Below are 16514 nucleotides of genomic sequence, written 5' to 3' on the forward strand. Positions count from 1 at the left end.
GTTTAAACCGTATCGATAAATGGAAGAGACAATGAAAACGCGAATCCCGATGCTCGCCGCGGCGCTTGCCGCCACGTTCAGCCTGACCGTTCATGCCGCGCCGCCTGTGGCCGCGAACGGCATGTTCACCGATTCCAAGGGCATGACGCTCTACACGTTCGACAAAGACACCGCCTCCGGTCCAAGCGCCTGCTCGGGCGGCTGCGCGCAGGCATGGCCAGCGGCAATGGCAGATGCATCGGACCAGCCGCAGGGCGACTGGACGGTCATGTCCACCGCCGATGGCGGCAAACAATGGGCTTACAAAGGCAAGCGCGTGTACACGTTCGCGAAAGACACCAAGGCGGGCGACGCCAAGGGCGAGAACTTCAAGGACATGTGGCACACGGTGAAGCAATAAAACATGTGGCGCGAGTGAGACCGGACAGCAAACCTGAACATGTGATGGGCGAAGGGCGTTGAGTTTCGATACTGATCTCGTTGGGATTCTCCCGCAGTTGCGGCGTTATGCGCGCGCGCTGACGGGAGACCGCGCCTGGGCCGACGACCTCGTGCAGGACGTCACGGAGCGCGCGCTCGGCCGCTCGGCCGCGTTTCGCGTGGGCAGCAACCTGCGCGCATGGCTTTTCACGATCATGCGCAATCTTTACATCGATCAATTGCGGGGCCGGCGCGACATTGCCGTCGACGATGAAACCGCGCCCTGGCGCCAGATGGCCGCGCCCGTTGGCGAAGTGGACGGCCTCGTGCTGCGCGACGTGCAGCGCGCGTTATATTGCCTGCCTGTCGAGCAGCGCGAAGTCATGCTGCTCGTATGCGTGGAGGACATGAGTTATCAGGAGGCATCGGCGGTGCTGAACGTGCCGGCTGGAACGGTGATGTCGCGCCTTTCCCGCGCACGCGAACACATGCGCGTGATGCTGGGAGAGGAACCGGGCCGCAAATCGGCGTCGTTGAAAATCGTGAGTGGCACATGACGAAACCCGAAAATCCGGACCGGCCGGAATCGAGCGCTTCAGCCGATGAGCTGCGAGCGCTGTCGGCGTTTATCGACGATGAATCCACGGACGCAGAGCGCGCCGAAATCGCCGCGCGCATTGCCCGCGATCCGGAGAGCGCGGCGACGGTGGCGGCGTATCGGGCGCAGGACAACGCGTTGCGCGCGCTGTTTGCCGGGACGGCGGACCAGGAACCGCAAGTGGTCGTCGTGCGGCCGCGGCGGCGTTATCTCATGGCGGCGAGCTGGCTGGCCGTGGGTATCGCGTGCGGGTTCCTGATGCACATGATGTTGCCGATGATCGGTCGCGACAAACGTGCGCCGATGTTCGCGCAGCGCGCGGACATCGCTTACGCCGTGTACGCGCCTGAACAGCGGCACGCGGTGGAAGTCGCCGCGTCACAGGAAGATCATCTGGTGACGTGGCTTTCGAAGCGGCTCAACCGGTCGTTGACGATTCCGTCGCTGCACGAATACGGGTTCGAACTGGTCGGCGGCCGTCTGTTGCCGGGCGAGGACGGACCTGCCGCGCAGTTCATGTATCAGAACGCGAGCGGCGAGCGTCTCACGCTTTATATGACTAGCAGTACGGGCAAGCGTCGGGAGGAATATGCAATCCGCATGTTGCGCGACGGCACGCGACGCACGTTCTACTGGACCACGGAACAAGCGGGTTATGCGTTGTCGGGACAAATTGGCGAGGCAAAGCTGCGCGCCATTACCTTCGATACCTGTGCCGCGTTAGGCGGCGATCCTAAAAAATGGCAATGAACCTTCGAAAGATTGACATGCTTGCCCTGTGCGCGGGGCTCGGCCTGAGCGCCGCGGCCCTCGCTGATAACCGCTTCACCCTCACCTCACCCACCCTCTCCGATAACGCCACACTCGATTCCCGCCACGCCGCGAGCGCGCAGGACTGTGGCGGCAAGAACGTCTCGTTGCCGCTCGCATGGCGCAACGTGCCGTCGGGTACGAAGAGCTTCGCGGTGACAATCTACGATCCCGATGGCGCCAAAGGCCTCGGCATCGTGCATTGGGTCATGTATGGGATTCCGGCGTCCGTGACAACGCTCGAAGAAGGCGGACCGCCGCCGGCGGGAAGTATCGGCGGGATCAACCGGACGGGGAAAGATGGTTATTACGGTCCGTGCCCACCACGCGGCGATGCACCCCATCACTACGTAGTGCAGGCTTACGCGCTGGATCTTGCCGGAGAAACGATGCCGCCCGCGCTCAATCGCGACACGTTGATTGCCGCGATGAAGGATCACGTGCTGGCAACGTCGAGTATGGTGATTCGCTACGGGCGATAGCTGACGTCGCGGCCGTCAGGCTTCATCGGCTGCGGCGAGACCCGCTCTCGTTTGCACGCCCCAGGCGCGCGAACGTCCCAGGAAATCGACCCAGCCCAGCGCCGCGCCCGTGTGGCGCAACAACTGGAACGTGAACGGCTCGACCACCGCCGATACAACCGCCATCCACAAGCTCGATCCGGCTGTGTCGCCGGTCCATCGGCGGTACAGGTGCACGGTCCACAAGTGAAACGCGAAATCGAGCAGGATTTTCGCGCCGATCACGCTGAAAATCGGCAGCACCACGGCGCCGCGCCGCTCCACGATAAACCCGATCAGCAACGCAAACGCCGTCAGGCCGTAGATGGGCTGCAGGGTATCGAACGCCTTGACGGGCAACATCAGGAGACCGAGCTTGCCGTATCGGCGATTGCCGGTCATATCGCGGTTCCAGTATTGCGTCTGCAGGAAACCCGCGAACCAGCGGCGGCGCTGGCGCATGAAACCGCTGAGCGAACTCGGCGCGTCCGTGATCGCGTGCGCATTGCCAACCACACGCACGTCCCAATCGAGACCGTGATCCACCGCGTGACGGCGCAACCGGTGAATCAGTTCGTAGTCTTCAACGAGACATTCGGCGTCGAACCCGCCGACCGCGACCAGCGCGTCACGTCGAAACGACGCAAACGCGCCCGAGATCAGCAGCAGGCTGTCGGCGCGCATCCAGGCAAAGCGCGAGATGAAATTACGAATGTATTCGTACGTCTGGAACCACTGGAAAAAGCGTCCGCTGAGCGTTTTGCTGCAGACCGGCACCAGAATGCCTGCCGCCGCCACGAGGTTCGCGCGCGCGGCGAAGGCGCTGCGCATGGCGAGGACGGCGTCATCGGCGAGACGTGTGTCGGCGTCGCAGGTCATCACGATCGGCGTGCTGATCTTTTCGATGGCGGCGTTCAGCGCCCGCGCTTTCCCGCCGTGCGGGACACGAAGCCAGAAGAGATTGGAATAGATCGTCGATGCCGCGCTCAACTCGCCTTCCACTGGCTTGATCAAACCGAAACGTTGCGTGAGAAGTTCGGCGGTGGCGTCGGTGGAACCATCGTCGGCGATCACGATTTGCGCTGCGCTGTGGGTCTGGCCGAGCAGCTTGGCAAGCGTGTTCGGCAACACGGCCGCCTCGTTGTGCGAGGCGACGATCACGCCAAGCGCCGGCAAACCCTGTTCGAGCTGTTGACGGTCGAGCGGCTTGGGCCGTTTCACCAGCGTCCACGATTTCGCGCCGACGAACATCAGCAACAAGGTGTCGTAGACGACATACGCGATCCCCGTCGACCACGCGACCACGCCATGCAGGAAGAACGCGCGGGCAAAAAGAACCATCCAGAGCACGACCACACTGCCGTGAATCAGCACGCTTGCGACCGTCACCGGACGCGGCGCAATGCGTGGCGATGCTTTCGCAAGCGCTGCTTCAAGCGAGGTTTGTGTGGGTCTGGACGCGTGTTTCGCGGGAAGCGCCGGCGCGGTCTTGAGTTCCAAGTCCATTACGGCACCATCCGCGAAATCACCGACTTCCGGTCGATCCATTGATGCTTGAGCGCGCCGCCTACGTGCATCGCGAAAAGTGCGTACAGCGCATAACCCAGCCACGTGTGCAATGCGCCGAAACGATCGTGCAGCGTCTCCTTCAGCGCGGGATCGAGGTTCATTACGTAACCAATGCGCGGCCACGGAATCACGCCGAAAAGGTGCATCGGATGCGAGGCTGCGGCGTTCCAGGCCGAATCGTGCAGCCAGCCTGACAGCGGCAAACCAATCATCAACAGATACAGCAGGAAATGCGCGATATGCGCGGCGACGTGTTCCCATTTCGGAAACGTCTTCGGCAGCGGCGGCGGCCGATGCGATACCCGCCACAAGATGCGCAGCAGGACCAGCCCGAGCACCGTGATGCCGATGGACTTGTGGGTATCGACGATCGGCCGTATCCAGTTGTCCGGAAACTTTTCTGCCGACAGTCCGAGCACGACATTGCAAATGATCAGCACAGCGACCAGCCAGTGCAGGACCATCGCCGTGCGCGTGTAGCGCAGCGGCGCCTCGGCTTCAGGCTGTTTTGACGCAACGTTGGCGGCTTGCGTGGACATTGGAACTCCGTGCGGGAATGGGGTGGATCGACGGTTGTCATGTGGTGGTTCTGCCCATGCAGCCGTGCAGACCGACACTCTTCAAACGCGCCATCGCACCCGTTTATTCCACCGATTCTGAGGGAAAACGCGGACTTGCGTTCGTACCCGATTTGACGGGAAGCGTTCCGTAATATTTCACGGTGTTTCAGGGCTGTGTCTTCGGCACGACGAAATCAAGCACGGCTTGAGCAAACCGCGCCGCCGCCGGGTTCGCCGAGCTTCGATGCGTCACGAGATGAAGCGGCGCTGAAAACGCTTCGTCACCGGCCACAGCGCAATACACGACGCTTTCCTGCTGGTATCGCTGCATGGACGCCGGTACGAGCGTGATGCCCGCACCTGCCGCCACGAGGTTGATCGCACTCGACATGCGCGGCACTTCGCTCACTACGTCCGGCTTGAATCCGGCCGCTTCGCACGCGCGGATGAAGTCGGCATACATGCCCGGCGCGCCGGGACGTCGAACGAAAATGAAAGATTCGCCGGCAAGCGCCTTCAACGGAACCTGAGGCTGCTCATCTGATCTACGTGGCCGCCTGCCTTTTGGACGCACGAGCAACGCATGTCCGACCGGCAGCACGAGCACCATGCGCTCTTCGTGCAGCAGATCGAAGCGCAATTCCACGGGCGTCTCGATGGGTTTGCGCAGGATTGCGGCATCGATACGCCCGCTCATCATTCGTTCGATGATCCCCGCAGCGTTGATCTCGTTCAGGTCGATGGCGATATCCGGATGCGCCGCGCGGAACTGACGAATCGCGGCGGTCGCGAGCGGATGGAACGCGGCCGAACTTGTCAGGGCGATTCGCACGGACCCCAATTGTCCGTTTGCCACGCGGCGAGCGTTCGTGACGCCCTGGTCCAGAGCATCTAGCACCGCTTGGGCATCGACGGCAAAAGCCGCCCCCGCCGATGTCAATTCCACGCCGCGCGGCAGCCGCGCGAACAAGGCGAAGCCGAGTTCGCGCTCCAGTTCCTGGATTTGCTGCGATAACGGCGGTTGCTGGATATGCAGCCGCGCGGCCGCGCGCGTGAACTGGCGTTCTTCCGCGACAGTGAGGAAATACCGGAGATGACGCAATTCCATTGATTCCCCTCACATATTCAGGATATATGGCAATGCCATTTCATATGTATTTTACATTTGCCAACCCGTTTCGTACTCTTCCATTCAAATACAACTAGATAACAAACGTTTCAGGAGACGTATGGAAACGACCTTCCCTTCAAGCTCACCGGCCTTCCCGCCGACGGCGGCCTCGACGCTGAGCAAATCGCAGATTCGCCGCGCCGTGCTGGCGTCCGTGATCGGCAACGGGCTGGAATGGTTCGATTTCCTCATTTATGGCTACTTCGCGAAGATCATCGCGCATGTGTTTTTTCCGGTCGGTAACACAGCGCTTTCAACCACGCTGACACTCGGCACGTTCGCGGTCGGGTTTATCGTGCGACCGCTCGGCGGGATTGCGATTGGCGCGTACGCCGATCGCGTCGGCCGCCGGCGCACGCTGTCCATGCTCATCCTGCTGATGGCCGCAAGCACCTTGCTCATGGGATTGACGCCGGGATATTCCAGCATCGGCATTGCCGCGCCGCTGCTTGTGTTGCTTGCGCGGGTGCTCCAGGGTTTGTCGGTGGGCGGCGAGTTCGCGACCGCCGCCGCGATGCTCACCGAATACGCACCGCGCGGCAAGAAGATGTTCTTCGGCAGCTTCCAGATGACGTCGCAGGCGGTGGCGCTGGTGTTGTCGTCGGCTTGCGGTTATTTGCTGACCACGAATCTCGATCGTGCATCGCTTGAATCCTGGGGCTGGCGCGTGCCGTTCTTGCTCGGCGCTCTGGTCGGGCCCGTCGGGTTCTATATCCGGCACAAGGTCGCGGAATCGCCCGAGTTCGTGGAACTGCGCCAGCGGCTCGGCCATGCGCCGCGCCAGACCATTCGCGGCTTTTTCAAACAACGCAGCGATGCCTCCTTGTGTGCGATGGGCGTGATCATCGTGGGCACGGCCACGAATTACCTGTGGCACACCTTCCTGCCGCTTTATGTCGAGCGGCAATTGCACTTGCCGCTCAAGAACGCGTTGATGGGAACGGCGGTTTCCGGGTTGATCTCAATCGTGGGGTATCCACTCGCGGGGAAACTCGCGGACCGCGTGGGCGCGTTCCGGCTGTTCTTTCCCGTGACGATTGTGTGGGTCGTGATCGCGTATCCGCTGTTCGCGTGGGTGCTTGCATCGCCTACGCCGGGACGGGTGTTCGCCGCGCAAATGGTCGCCTCCGTTGTGCTCAGCCTGATGTCCGGGCCGCACCCCGGCATGCTCACGCAGCTTTTCCCGACGGCAACGCGCTCGACCGGCGTGGCGCTCTCGTACAACATCGCGGTCACCGTGTTCGGCGGCCTCGCGCCGCTGACGGTCTCCACGCTGATTACCCTGACCGGATCGAACATCGTTCCGGCGTACTACCTGATTTTTGCAGGCGTCGTGTCGCTCGCGCTGGTTGGACTGACCCGCTCCGGGCAGCGCCTGCGCCGCGACCCCGAAGCCGTTGCGGTGGATTAAATGACCCTTTTCGATAAACCCCGTAACGAGCAACCGGTCGGCGCCGTCGGCAACGAACACCTGCGTGTTGCCACGCCTCGCGGGACTGGCGTTGTGCCGTTTTATCGTTCGATGCAAGAACGCGATGCAGCAAATGTTTCGCGCATCGTGGTTCTGTTGCATGGCCGTTTGCGCGATGCCGACGCCTATTTGCTCTCGGCGCAGAACGCGCTGGCGGCGGCATCGACCGATCCGGCCCGCACGTTGTTGCTCGTGCCGCAATTTCTCGCGACTGCGGATATCGGCGCGCACGGCTTGCCTGCCGACACGCTGCATTGGGAGTGGACATCGTGGATGGGCGGCGACGACGCGGTCGGTCCCGCGCCGCTCAGTTCCTTCGATGTCCTCGATGCACTCATTGAACAATTCGCGGATCGCGCACGGTTTCCGGCGTTGACCGATGTCGTCATTGCCGGGCATTCTGGCGGCGCGCAGGTTGCGCACCGGTACGCGATCGTCGGGGCGGGATGCAAGGCGCCCGGCGTGCATTGCCGCTACGTGATTGCGAATCCGTCGTCGTATGTGTACTTCGATGCAATGCGCCCTGACGCCCAAGGCATATTGCGTCCCGCCGATACAGCCCGGTGCCCCGGCGTGGACAACTGGAAATACGGCGTGCGACGCGCGCCCCGTTATGTGGAGGCCGCGCAGTTTGAAGCGCTCGAACAACGCTACGCCGCCGCCGATGTGATCTACCTGCTCGGCCAGGAGGATCGCGATCCGCATCACGACGCGCTCGACCGTTCTTGCGCCGCCGCCGCTCAGGGGCCGCACAGGCTCGCACGCGGGCGGTCCTACTTCGCATACCTCAAGGAAAGGCATCCGGCGCTGAGTCATCGATGCTGGGAAGTGCCGGGCGTCGGCCACAACGGAGCCGCCATGCTCGGCTCGCACGAAGGCGTGCGCGCATTGTTCGGCGTGGAAAGGTTGGCTCACGTCATTGCTCCATCCGCAGCCGGCGCGACCGACTGAACAGTTTTTGCAAGGCAGCAGTTCATAAACATACGGAGACAGAATTATGAAAATTTACCTGGCCGCTTGCGGCTTATCTCTACTCGCCGCGACGCTTTCCGGCTGCGGCGGGTCATCATCGGATTCGGGCGGCACGCCACCGGCGGTCACAGCCGCCGCCGCGTGCTCGGCGCTCGGCGGCATGAAGATCGCGGCGGCATCCATCGGCGCGCCCAGCAGCGGTGCGGCGGTCGCAAGCGCGACGCTGGTTGCGGCATCGGCCACGTCCGGCGAGTATTGCCAGGTGAACGGCACCATCGCTCCCGTCGATACAACCGCGCCGAGCATCAACTTCGAAGTCAACCTGCCGACCGCGTGGAACAACAAGGCGCTGCAGTACGGCGGCGGCGGCTTCGACGGCACGCTCATCACCGGACTTGCCGCACTCGACATGGCGCCCGCCGGTTCATCGACACCCCTCGCCCGCGGCTACGTAACCTTTGGCGATGATTCCGGTCACCAGAGCAAGAGCATCACCGACGGCTCGTTCGCCGCCAACGACGAAGCGCTCGCCAACTACGGCGGCCTGACGCTGAAGAAAACGCACGATGTCGCCATGCTTTTGCTCAAGGCGCGCTACAACACGACGCCTGCAAAAACCTATTTCTTCGGCAGCTCGACCGGCGGCCGCGACGGCCTCACCGTGATCCAGCGCTGGCCTGCGGATTACGACGGCATTGTCGTGAACCGCCCCGCGCTCAATTACACCGGCCTGCGGCTGTCGAATGTCGTACTCGGGCGTGCGCTTTATCTCAACGGCGGCGCGGGCTGGCTCGACGTCAAAAAGACCGTCCTGCTGCAAAACGCCGTGACCAAAGCCTGCGATACGCTCGATGGCGTGGCCGACGGCATCATCTCCAACGTCGCCGCCTGCAAGCTGCAGGCGCCGGCGGTTCTCGCCGCCGTGCGCTGCCCGGATGGCAAGGACACCGGCGATACATGTCTTTCGGACGCGCAGATCGCGACCGTCAACACGATTGCATCACCCTTGCTCCTGCCCTATCCGCTTGCAAACGGCGTCACGCGTTACGCCGGCTACAACATCCTTGCCGGATCGGTGTTCGCGGGTCAGTACACCACGCGCGATTTCGGCACTTCTCCAACGCCTGCCAACCCTGCCGGCAAGAACGACGCAAACCAGTGGGTCACCGGCGACCAATGGGTCAAGTACTTCATCACGCGCATTCCGACTTTCAATTCGCTCACCTTCGACCCGCTCAATCCCGGCGCATACCAGGGGCAGGTCCAGCAGGTTTCGGCCGAAAGCGACGCCACCAATCCCGACCTCTCGGCATTCATCGCGAAAGGCGGCAAGGCGATCATCACCCACGGTCTCGCCGATGAAATCGTCAGCACCGATTCGTCCGTGGACTATTACAACGCCCTGGTGCAGAAGTTCGGCCAGTCTTCCGTCGATAACTTCGCGCGTTTTTACCTGATGCCGGGCGTTGGCCACGGCACCGGCCCATTCCTGCCGCAAGTCGATTCGCTTGGCGCACTCGAACAGTGGGTGGAGAACGGTACGGCGCCGGGCACCCTGACGATGACAGACTCGACACCCGCAACACTCGGGCGCACGCGTCCCCTTTGCCGTTATCCGACGTGGCCGAAATTCACCGGCGGAGACGCGAATTCGGCAGGCAGCTTCACCTGCAGTCAATAAAAGCAGTGCGTAGTTAAGTGTGCGGAGTAAACGAATTTCAGAATGGCGAGTCTGACAGGCAATCCCATCCTGATTACCTGCCTGCCGATGAAATGTGCTGTTGAACTGACCGAAGCGGAGACGAAGACCTTGCAACAACTCTCGCGCAAGCATCCTCATCAAGACTTTCGAACCCGAGGGCTGGGTCTGCTGGAGCTTGGCAGCGGCCGACGGGTTCATGAGATCGCCGTCGAGCTCGATGTGAGCGACAAGTCGGTGTACAACTGGGTGCATTCCTGGAACGACAGGGGCCTGTGTGGTTTGCTGACCGGGCATAAAGGCGGGCGGCCTCGCGCGTTGTCTGATGCCTTGATCGCCACTGCCATCGAAGCGGCCCGCACCGAATCGATGACGCTCAAGCAGATCGCGCTGCGCATTGAGGAGGTGCATGGCCAGCCTTTGCCATGCCGCCTGGAAACGCTGTCGGTGGCGCTCAAGCGCGCGGGGTTTTCCTACAAACGTGGCCGCTACTCGCTCAAAAAAAGCGCGACGAACTGGAGTTCGCCGTGAAAGCAGGCACGCTCTCAAAGTTGCAGCAGGCCGCTCGTGATGGGGCGTGCCGCCTGGTCTACTTTGACCAATCAGGGTTCTGCGCTTCACCGCCGGTGCAACGCGGCTGGTCGCCCATCGGCGAGCCACACCGTGTTGTTCCTCGGCCGCATTGCAGACGCTCGGTCCTCGGCGCATTTGATTTCGGCGCCAACCTTCTGAAGCATGAAGTCAGCAAGGCGACCATCAAACGCCCCGCCGTCGTTGAGTTTCTTGACCAGATCGCGAAGGACGGCTCGCCCGGTCTGATGACGGTGGTCGTCCTCGACAACGCCTCGATTCATCACAACATCGAGCAGGAAACGATCGACCGGTGGTTTCTCGAGCATCGCATGGTGCTCTTCCATCTGCCGCCCTACAGTCCCGAGCTGAACCTGATCGAAATCGTTTGGAAGCATGCAAAGTATCACTGGCGACGTTTCGTTACCTGGACCAAGGAAACCATCGATGCTGAGATCGGCAAACTGCTCGCCGCCTACGGCTCAGAATTTGAAATCCGTTTCGCCTGAACACTTAGCGGATCAGAAGGAGGATCGGCCGTTCCGACGGCCGTCCAGAAAGCCTGGCGGCGCACGAGAAGCAATCGTTTTGGCCTCTGCTATAGTCTTTCCCATCCTCCCTCTTTGAACCTCGCGTGGACCACATTCCCTTATGGGCGCAAATTTGCGCCATTTTTCTGTTGCTGTTTTTCTCCGCTTTTTTCTCGATTTCCGAAACATCGATGATGGCGCTCAATCGCCATCGCCTCAAACACCTCGCCAACCAGGGTTCGCTGCGCGCCCGCGTCACGCAAGGGCTGCTGGCCAAGACGGACCAGTTGCTGAGCGTGATCCTGATTGGCAACAATCTGATCAATACGATCATTTCGGCGCTGACCACCTCCATTGCGCTGCGCACTTTCGGGCACGACAACATCGTGCTGTCGGTCGCAACCGGGATCGTCGCCTTCCTCATTATTGTGTTCGCGGAAATCGCGCCGAAGATTGTCGGCGCGACGTATCCGGAAAAAGTCGCATTGCCGGCGAGCCTGGTTCTTTCGCCGCTGATGCGCGTAGCCCGGCCGCTTGTGTGGTTCGTCAACCTGTTCGCCAATGGCGTGCTGCGTCTGCTGCATATCAATACGAAGGGCGGGCGGGATCAGCGGCTTTCCACCGAGGAATTGCGCACTGTCGTGCTGGAATCCGGCAACTTCATGCCGACCAAGCACCGCAGCATCTTGCTGAACCTGTTCGACCTCGAAAACATCACGGTAGACGACGTGATGATCCCGCGCCGCCGGATAGAGTCGCTCGATTTCGATGCCCCTTTCGACACCATTCTTCATCAACTCGAAACCTGCTATCACAACAAGTTGGTCGTATATCAAGGCGATATAGATCGTGTGCTGGGCGTGCTGCACGTGAGAAAAACGCTGTCGGCGCTGCATAACCAGGAGTTCGAGCGCGAGACCTTGCGCGAGTTGCTCGCCGAACCGTACTTCGTTCCGGCCGGCACGCCCGTGTTCCAGCAACTGCAGTTTTTCCAGGAAAGCCGCCATCGGATCGCGATCGTGGTGAATGAATACGGCGAGTTGCAGGGCCTCGTCACGCCGGAAGACATCATTGAAGAACTGATAGGCGAGTTCACGACCACCATTCCACGCGGCGCCGGTTCGAGCGGCGGCTGGAACGAGAACGGCGAATGCATTGTGGCCGGCAGCATGCCGCTGCGCGAACTGAACCGCTGGCTCAAGCTGACGCTTCCCACCGACGGCCCGAAAACGCTGAACGGGCTGATCCTCGAGACGCTCGAAGAGATTCCCGACGGCGACGTGAGCGTGCGCATTGCGGGCGTGCATTTCGAAGTGATGCGCAGCGACGGTCAGGCCATTCGCACAGTGAAGGTCTTCCAGCCACAGGGCGTATTGCCCAAGAAACAAAAGTAAGAAAGATGGCGGTGTCATAAGAGGATGCAGTCCAGGGTTTCGGGTTGCACCAGATTGCCCTGTTTTGCGGGATTTGCGTCGCCGGTTGCATCGCGTTAGCCATTCGGTCTAATTTTTTGCACCTGCAAGCGTTAGCCATTCGGTCTAGTTTCAATCGATGGCGTGCGAGGTCATGATCGGGACATACCGATCACCGAGCCACGCCCATGTCCTCCTCCCCGCCTGCAACCTTTTCCAGCCCGCCGCCGCCGTTCAGCGCCCGGCCCGCCGAAGCTATTGCCGAGGCAGACAGCGCGCCCGCCGTCGCGCTTCTCACCGATACCTTGCGCAAAGCCGCGTCACGCGGCGCGTCCGATATCCACGTCGAGCCTGGCGAGCACGAATGGCGAATCCGTTTGCGGATCGACGGCGCGCTGCACACGTATCTCACGCCGCCGCCCCACTTGCGCGATGCCTTCACCACGCGCATCAAAGTGCTGGCGCGGATGGACATTGCGGAGCGGCGCGTGCCACAAGACGGGCGCTTGCGGCTGCCGCTTGCAAATGGGAGTCCTGAGGACTATCGGGTCAATTCCCTGCCGGTGCTGTTTGGCGAGAAGCTCGTTTTGCGCCGGCTGGATTCGCTACCCAAGGATTTATCGTTGGCGGCACTCGGGCTTGCAGCCGATCAGCAGAGGACCGTCGAGGCCGCAATCCACGCGCCGCACGGTCTTGTGCTCGTGACCGGTCCGACCGGCAGCGGCAAGACCTTGTCGTTGTATTGCTTCCTGCAGATGCTCAATGCCGAATCGCGCAATGTCTGCTCCGTTGAGGATCCCGCTGAAATCCAGCTCGCCGGCATCAATCAGGTCAGCGTGCGGGACAAAGCCGGTCTCACCTTCGCGGTCGCGTTGCGGGCGTTCATGCGGCAGGACCCGGACGTGATCATGGTGGGCGAGATCCGCGACGCCGAGACCGCCGATGTAGCCGTGAAGGCGGCGCAAACCGGGCATCTCGTGCTCTCCACGCTTCACACGAACGACGCGCCCGCTGCCATCGCACGCCTGATCGACATTGGCATTGCGCCGTACAACCTGGCATCGGCGCTCAGGCTCGTCACGGCTCAACGGCTGGTGCGCCGGCTTTGCGAAGCGTGCCGTGTGGCGTCCGACCTGGAACTGGAGCCGGGCTTCCGGCCGCTCGAACCGCGCGGCTGTGCTGCCTGTCATGGCATCGGCTATCGCGGACGAGTTGGCGTGCATCAACTCATGCCCGTTTCCGAAGCAATGCGCGAACTCATCGTTGCTCGCGCCGCCACGCATGCCGTCATGCGGCAGGCACGGAGCGAAGGCATGCCAAGCCTGCGCGACGCTGCCTTCGCCCGGGTGCGGGAAGGCGTAACGAGCGTGGCGGAAGCTGCCGGTGCGACGGAGGTCGGCTAATGCAACTACCGCAAACACCGCAAGCATCGCAACCATCCGATACTCGCTTCAACTGGCGGGGCATCGACGCCACCGGCGCGAACAAGCGGGGCAAGACTATTGCCATGGACGCCACGACCGCCCGCGCTGCGCTCAAGCGCAACGGCGTCACAGTGCTCGAACTCACAGGAATGGGACCGGCGCCGCCGCCAAAAGCCAAAGCCGCCGATGTCACCCTGTTCACCCGGCAACTCGCCGGTTTGCTGCGCGCCGGGCTGCCGCTTGCGCCATGTCTCGACCTGATCGCGCAAACGCCTTCGCGCGGCGGCTTGCCGCGTATTGTCGGAGCGGTTGCGCGGGACATCACGCAAGGCGTAGCGTTTTCGGAAGCGCTCGGGCGTCATCCGGCATGCTTCAACGCACTGTATTGCCAGCTTGTATCGGTCGGTGAACTCGCCGGCGCACTGCCGACCGTGCTCGCGCGCCTCGCGGAAGATCGAGAACGGGCGGGCGCCCAGCGGGCGAAGCTGCGTGCCGCGCTTACCTATCCGGTCGCCGTACTGCTACTTTCGCTTGTCATTACGGCGGGACTGCTGATCGGCGTGGTGCCGACGTTCAAAACCATCTTCGATGGCTTCAGCGCCAAGCTGCCCGCACCGACGTTGTTCGTGCTGGCTCTTTCGGACGGCGTCGCGCGCTGGAGCGTGCCGTTCGCGCTCTTCTGCGCGGTTTCCGTGATCGCGTTCAAGCGGCTTCTGCGACGCGTGCCGTCAGCCCGCAGCGCGTTCGACCGCGCCATGCTCAGATTGCCGCTGGCGGGCTCGCTGCTGCGGGCGCTCGCCGTCGCCCGGTGGAGCCGCGCGCTCGGCACCTTGCTCGCGGCGGGGACGCCGTTGTCGGATGCGTTCGATTCGTTGTCGAAGGCCACGGGAAACCGCATCTTCGATACCGCCACCGTCGAGATAGCGGGACGTCTGCGCCGCGGCGAACGCCTTGCCGCCGCCATGCGCGCGGCCGGCTGCTTTCCGCCCGACGTCGTGCAACCCATAGCCGTCGCCGAAGAATCCGGGTCGCTAGACGCAATGCTGCTCGATCTGGCTACACTGGGCGACCGTCAGGTCGACGAACGAAACAGCGCTTTCGCCAGCTTGTGCGAGCCGGTGGTGATCGTGGTGCTGGGCGCGCTGGTGGGCGGCCTTGTCGTGGCGATGTATCTTCCGATCGTGCAGCTCGGGAACGTGGTGTAGGTAGTGTAGGATCGCAGCCGAATTCGACCCAGGACAGTCATGCATCCCTTGTATCAGGCGGAGTTTTCAGGCCGCTATCTCGACGCTTACAGTTCCGCTTTCGGCACCCTGCCGCTCGTGGCGCAGTATGGTTTCGCGATCGTCTTCGGGCTGGTGATCGGCAGCTTCCTGACAGTCGTCGTGCACCGTCTGCCGATCATGCTGGAGCGTGCGTGGCAGGCTGAAACCACTGCCGTGGAAAGCGATGTAAAACCGAAGCCAATAGAACGCTACAACCTCGCCGTCCCGCGCAGCGCATGTCCACATTGCGGCCACGTGCTGCGTCCATGGGAAAACATCCCGGTCGTGAGCTTTCTGCTGCTGCGCGGCCGTTGCGCCAAATGCCACGCCCGGGTGAGCGCGCGCTACCCGCTGACGGAGTTGGCGACCGCGCTGCTCGCTGCTCTCTCGCTCTATGCGTTCGGGCCAGACTGGATCGCGCTTGTGGCGTTCGGCTTGTGCGCCATGCTGCTCGCCATGAGCCTTATCGACTTCGACACCCGCTATCTCCCCGACTCGCTTACCTTGCCGCTGCTGTGGGCGGGTCTGATCGTCAATCTCGGCGATACGGGCTTTGCTCCGCTGAGCGAAGCCGTGATCGGAGCCATCGCGGGATATCTGTTTCTGTGGTGCGTGTATTGGCTCTTCCGGCTCGTACGCGGCGTGGAAGGAATGGGTTACGGCGACTTCAAGCTGCTCGCCGCGCTCGGCGCGTGGCTCGGCTGGGAAGCGTTGCCCCAGATCGTGCTGGTTTCTGCCATTGCGGGCGCGATCTTCGGGCTGGTGGCTACCGGCATAGGCAAGATGCGCTTCGAGGAACCGCTGCCGTTCGGGCCCTTCCTCGCCGCGGGCGGCGTCATCACGCTTTTCTTCGGCACGCCGTTCTATACGCTGTTTGGATAAAGGGGGAGTCACGAGATGTTCAGCATTGGCCTGACCGGCGGGATAGGAAGCGGCAAGACGACCGTGGCGGATATGTTCTCGGCGCGCGGCGTAACGGTCATCGACGCCGACCTGATCGCGCATCAGATCACCGCGCCGGGCGGCGTCGCCATGCCGCTGATCGAGAGCGCGTTCGGCCCGGATTTCGTCACCGCCGACGGCGCCATGGACCGCGCGAAAATGCGGGCCCGCGTGTTCACCGATCCCGCTGCCAAGGCGCAACTCGAATCCATCACGCATCCGCTGATCCGCGCGGAAAGCGAGCGGCAACGCAGCGAAGCGCGCAGCGCGTATCACATCGTCGTGGTGCCGTTGCTGATCGAGGCCGGGGAACGCGCGAGCAAGGTTGACAGGATTCTCGTCGTCGATTGCCCGGTTGAAACGCAGATCGAGCGTGTCATCCAGCGCAATGGTTTCCCGCGGGAGCAGGTGCTGGCCATCATCGCCCGTCAGGCGACACGCGAAGCGCGGCTTGCCGCAGCAAATGACGTCGTCGTCAACGACTCTGCCGCCACGCTGCAGACACTGCAGCGCGAGGTCGACCTCCTGCACGCACGCTATATCGAGATGGCCGCGGCCGAGAGCAAACCGCGTACCTAACAAGTGCATGCAACGCATTCGA

Annotated in this window: 17 protein-coding genes; 14 read left to right on the forward strand and 3 right to left on the reverse strand. The window is 62.4% G+C overall.

The annotated features are described in order from the left end of the window. The first annotated feature begins 31 nt into the window (after window positions 1–31). From AX768_RS13040 to AX768_RS13055, 4 genes are read left to right on the forward strand one after another with little or no spacing between them, the layout of a single operon-like run. Window positions 32–400: a COG4315 family predicted lipoprotein gene (locus tag AX768_RS13040; RefSeq protein WP_231941276.1), complete on the forward strand. Its 369-nt coding sequence runs from the start codon at window positions 32–34 to the stop codon at window positions 398–400. 58 nt (window positions 401–458) lie between these two features. Next, the gene (locus AX768_RS13045) at window positions 459–977 is read left to right on the forward strand and encodes a sigma-70 family RNA polymerase sigma factor (protein ID WP_062000304.1); all 519 of its coding nucleotides are present in this window, start codon (window positions 459–461) and stop codon (window positions 975–977) included. Beyond that, window positions 974–1768 (forward strand): anti-sigma factor family protein, encoded by a 795-nt coding sequence (locus tag AX768_RS13050; protein ID WP_062000305.1) that lies wholly within the window; start codon window positions 974–976, stop codon window positions 1766–1768. Before AX768_RS13045 ends, AX768_RS13050 begins: the two co-directional genes overlap by 4 nt. Continuing rightward, a complete protein-coding gene (locus tag AX768_RS13055; RefSeq protein ID WP_231941277.1) occupies window positions 1765–2310 on the forward strand; it encodes a YbhB/YbcL family Raf kinase inhibitor-like protein in 546 nt (181 codons plus the stop codon). Before AX768_RS13050 ends, AX768_RS13055 begins: the two co-directional genes overlap by 4 nt. Before the next feature lie 15 nt (window positions 2311–2325). Here AX768_RS13055 and AX768_RS13060 read toward each other — a convergent pair whose 3' ends face one another. From AX768_RS13060 to AX768_RS13070, 3 genes are all read right to left on the reverse strand, one after another. Further along, window positions 2326–3834, reverse strand: a complete 1509-nt coding sequence (locus tag AX768_RS13060) for a glycosyltransferase family 2 protein (protein ID WP_062000307.1) — start codon at window positions 3832–3834, stop codon at window positions 2326–2328. Beyond that, entirely contained in the window at window positions 3834–4436 is a 603-nt protein-coding gene (locus AX768_RS13065; protein ID WP_062000308.1) for a cytochrome b, read from the reverse strand. Before AX768_RS13065 ends, AX768_RS13060 begins: the two co-directional genes overlap by 1 nt. Window positions 4437–4623: 187 nt before the next feature. After that, window positions 4624–5565 (reverse strand): LysR substrate-binding domain-containing protein, encoded by a 942-nt coding sequence (locus AX768_RS13070; protein WP_062000309.1) that lies wholly within the window; start codon window positions 5563–5565, stop codon window positions 4624–4626. 121 nt (window positions 5566–5686) lie between these two features. Here AX768_RS13070 and AX768_RS13075 point away from each other — a divergent pair, with 121 nt between their 5' ends. The 10 genes from AX768_RS13075 (at window position 5687) to coaE (ending at window position 16492) form a co-directional block, all read left to right on the forward strand. Next, window positions 5687–7039, forward strand: coding sequence for an MFS transporter (locus AX768_RS13075; protein ID WP_062000310.1), 1353 nt, complete (start codon window positions 5687–5689; stop codon window positions 7037–7039). After that, on the forward strand, window positions 7040–8050 hold the full coding sequence (locus AX768_RS13080; RefSeq protein ID WP_062000311.1) for a hypothetical protein: 1011 nt from the start codon (window positions 7040–7042) through the stop codon (window positions 8048–8050). A 46-nt stretch (window positions 8051–8096) separates the two neighbouring features. Further along, window positions 8097–9752 (forward strand): tannase/feruloyl esterase family alpha/beta hydrolase, encoded by a 1656-nt coding sequence (locus AX768_RS13085; protein ID WP_062000312.1) that lies wholly within the window; start codon window positions 8097–8099, stop codon window positions 9750–9752. 42 nt (window positions 9753–9794) lie between these two features. Beyond that, window positions 9795–10301 carry a helix-turn-helix domain-containing protein gene (locus tag AX768_RS13090; protein ID WP_231941265.1) on the forward strand — a complete coding sequence of 169 codons (507 nt, stop codon included), beginning with the start codon at window positions 9795–9797 and terminating at the stop codon, window positions 10299–10301. Then, on the forward strand, window positions 10298–10849 hold the full coding sequence (locus AX768_RS13095) for an IS630 family transposase (protein ID WP_197672636.1): 552 nt from the start codon (window positions 10298–10300) through the stop codon (window positions 10847–10849). The genes AX768_RS13090 and AX768_RS13095 overlap by 4 nt, the downstream gene beginning before the upstream one ends. Before the next feature lie 125 nt (window positions 10850–10974). Continuing rightward, entirely contained in the window at window positions 10975–12264 is a 1290-nt protein-coding gene (locus AX768_RS13100; RefSeq protein WP_062000313.1) for an HlyC/CorC family transporter, read from the forward strand. Between the two features lie 206 nt (window positions 12265–12470). Then, window positions 12471–13685: a GspE/PulE family protein gene (locus AX768_RS13105; protein WP_062000314.1), complete on the forward strand. Its 1215-nt coding sequence runs from the start codon at window positions 12471–12473 to the stop codon at window positions 13683–13685. Beyond that, window positions 13685–14911, forward strand: coding sequence for a type II secretion system F family protein (locus tag AX768_RS13110; RefSeq protein ID WP_062000315.1), 1227 nt, complete (start codon window positions 13685–13687; stop codon window positions 14909–14911). The genes AX768_RS13105 and AX768_RS13110 overlap by 1 nt, the downstream gene beginning before the upstream one ends. A 39-nt stretch (window positions 14912–14950) precedes the next feature. After that, window positions 14951–15853, forward strand: coding sequence for a prepilin peptidase (locus AX768_RS13115; RefSeq protein ID WP_062000316.1), 903 nt, complete (start codon window positions 14951–14953; stop codon window positions 15851–15853). A 15-nt stretch (window positions 15854–15868) separates the two neighbouring features. Next, entirely contained in the window at window positions 15869–16492 is a 624-nt protein-coding gene (gene coaE / locus AX768_RS13120; RefSeq protein WP_062000317.1) for a dephospho-CoA kinase, read from the forward strand. The last annotated feature ends 22 nt before the right edge of the window (window positions 16493–16514 follow it).

This window comes from Burkholderia sp. PAMC 28687 (assembly GCF_001577465.1).
Taxonomy (GTDB): Bacteria; Pseudomonadota; Gammaproteobacteria; order Burkholderiales; family Burkholderiaceae; genus Caballeronia.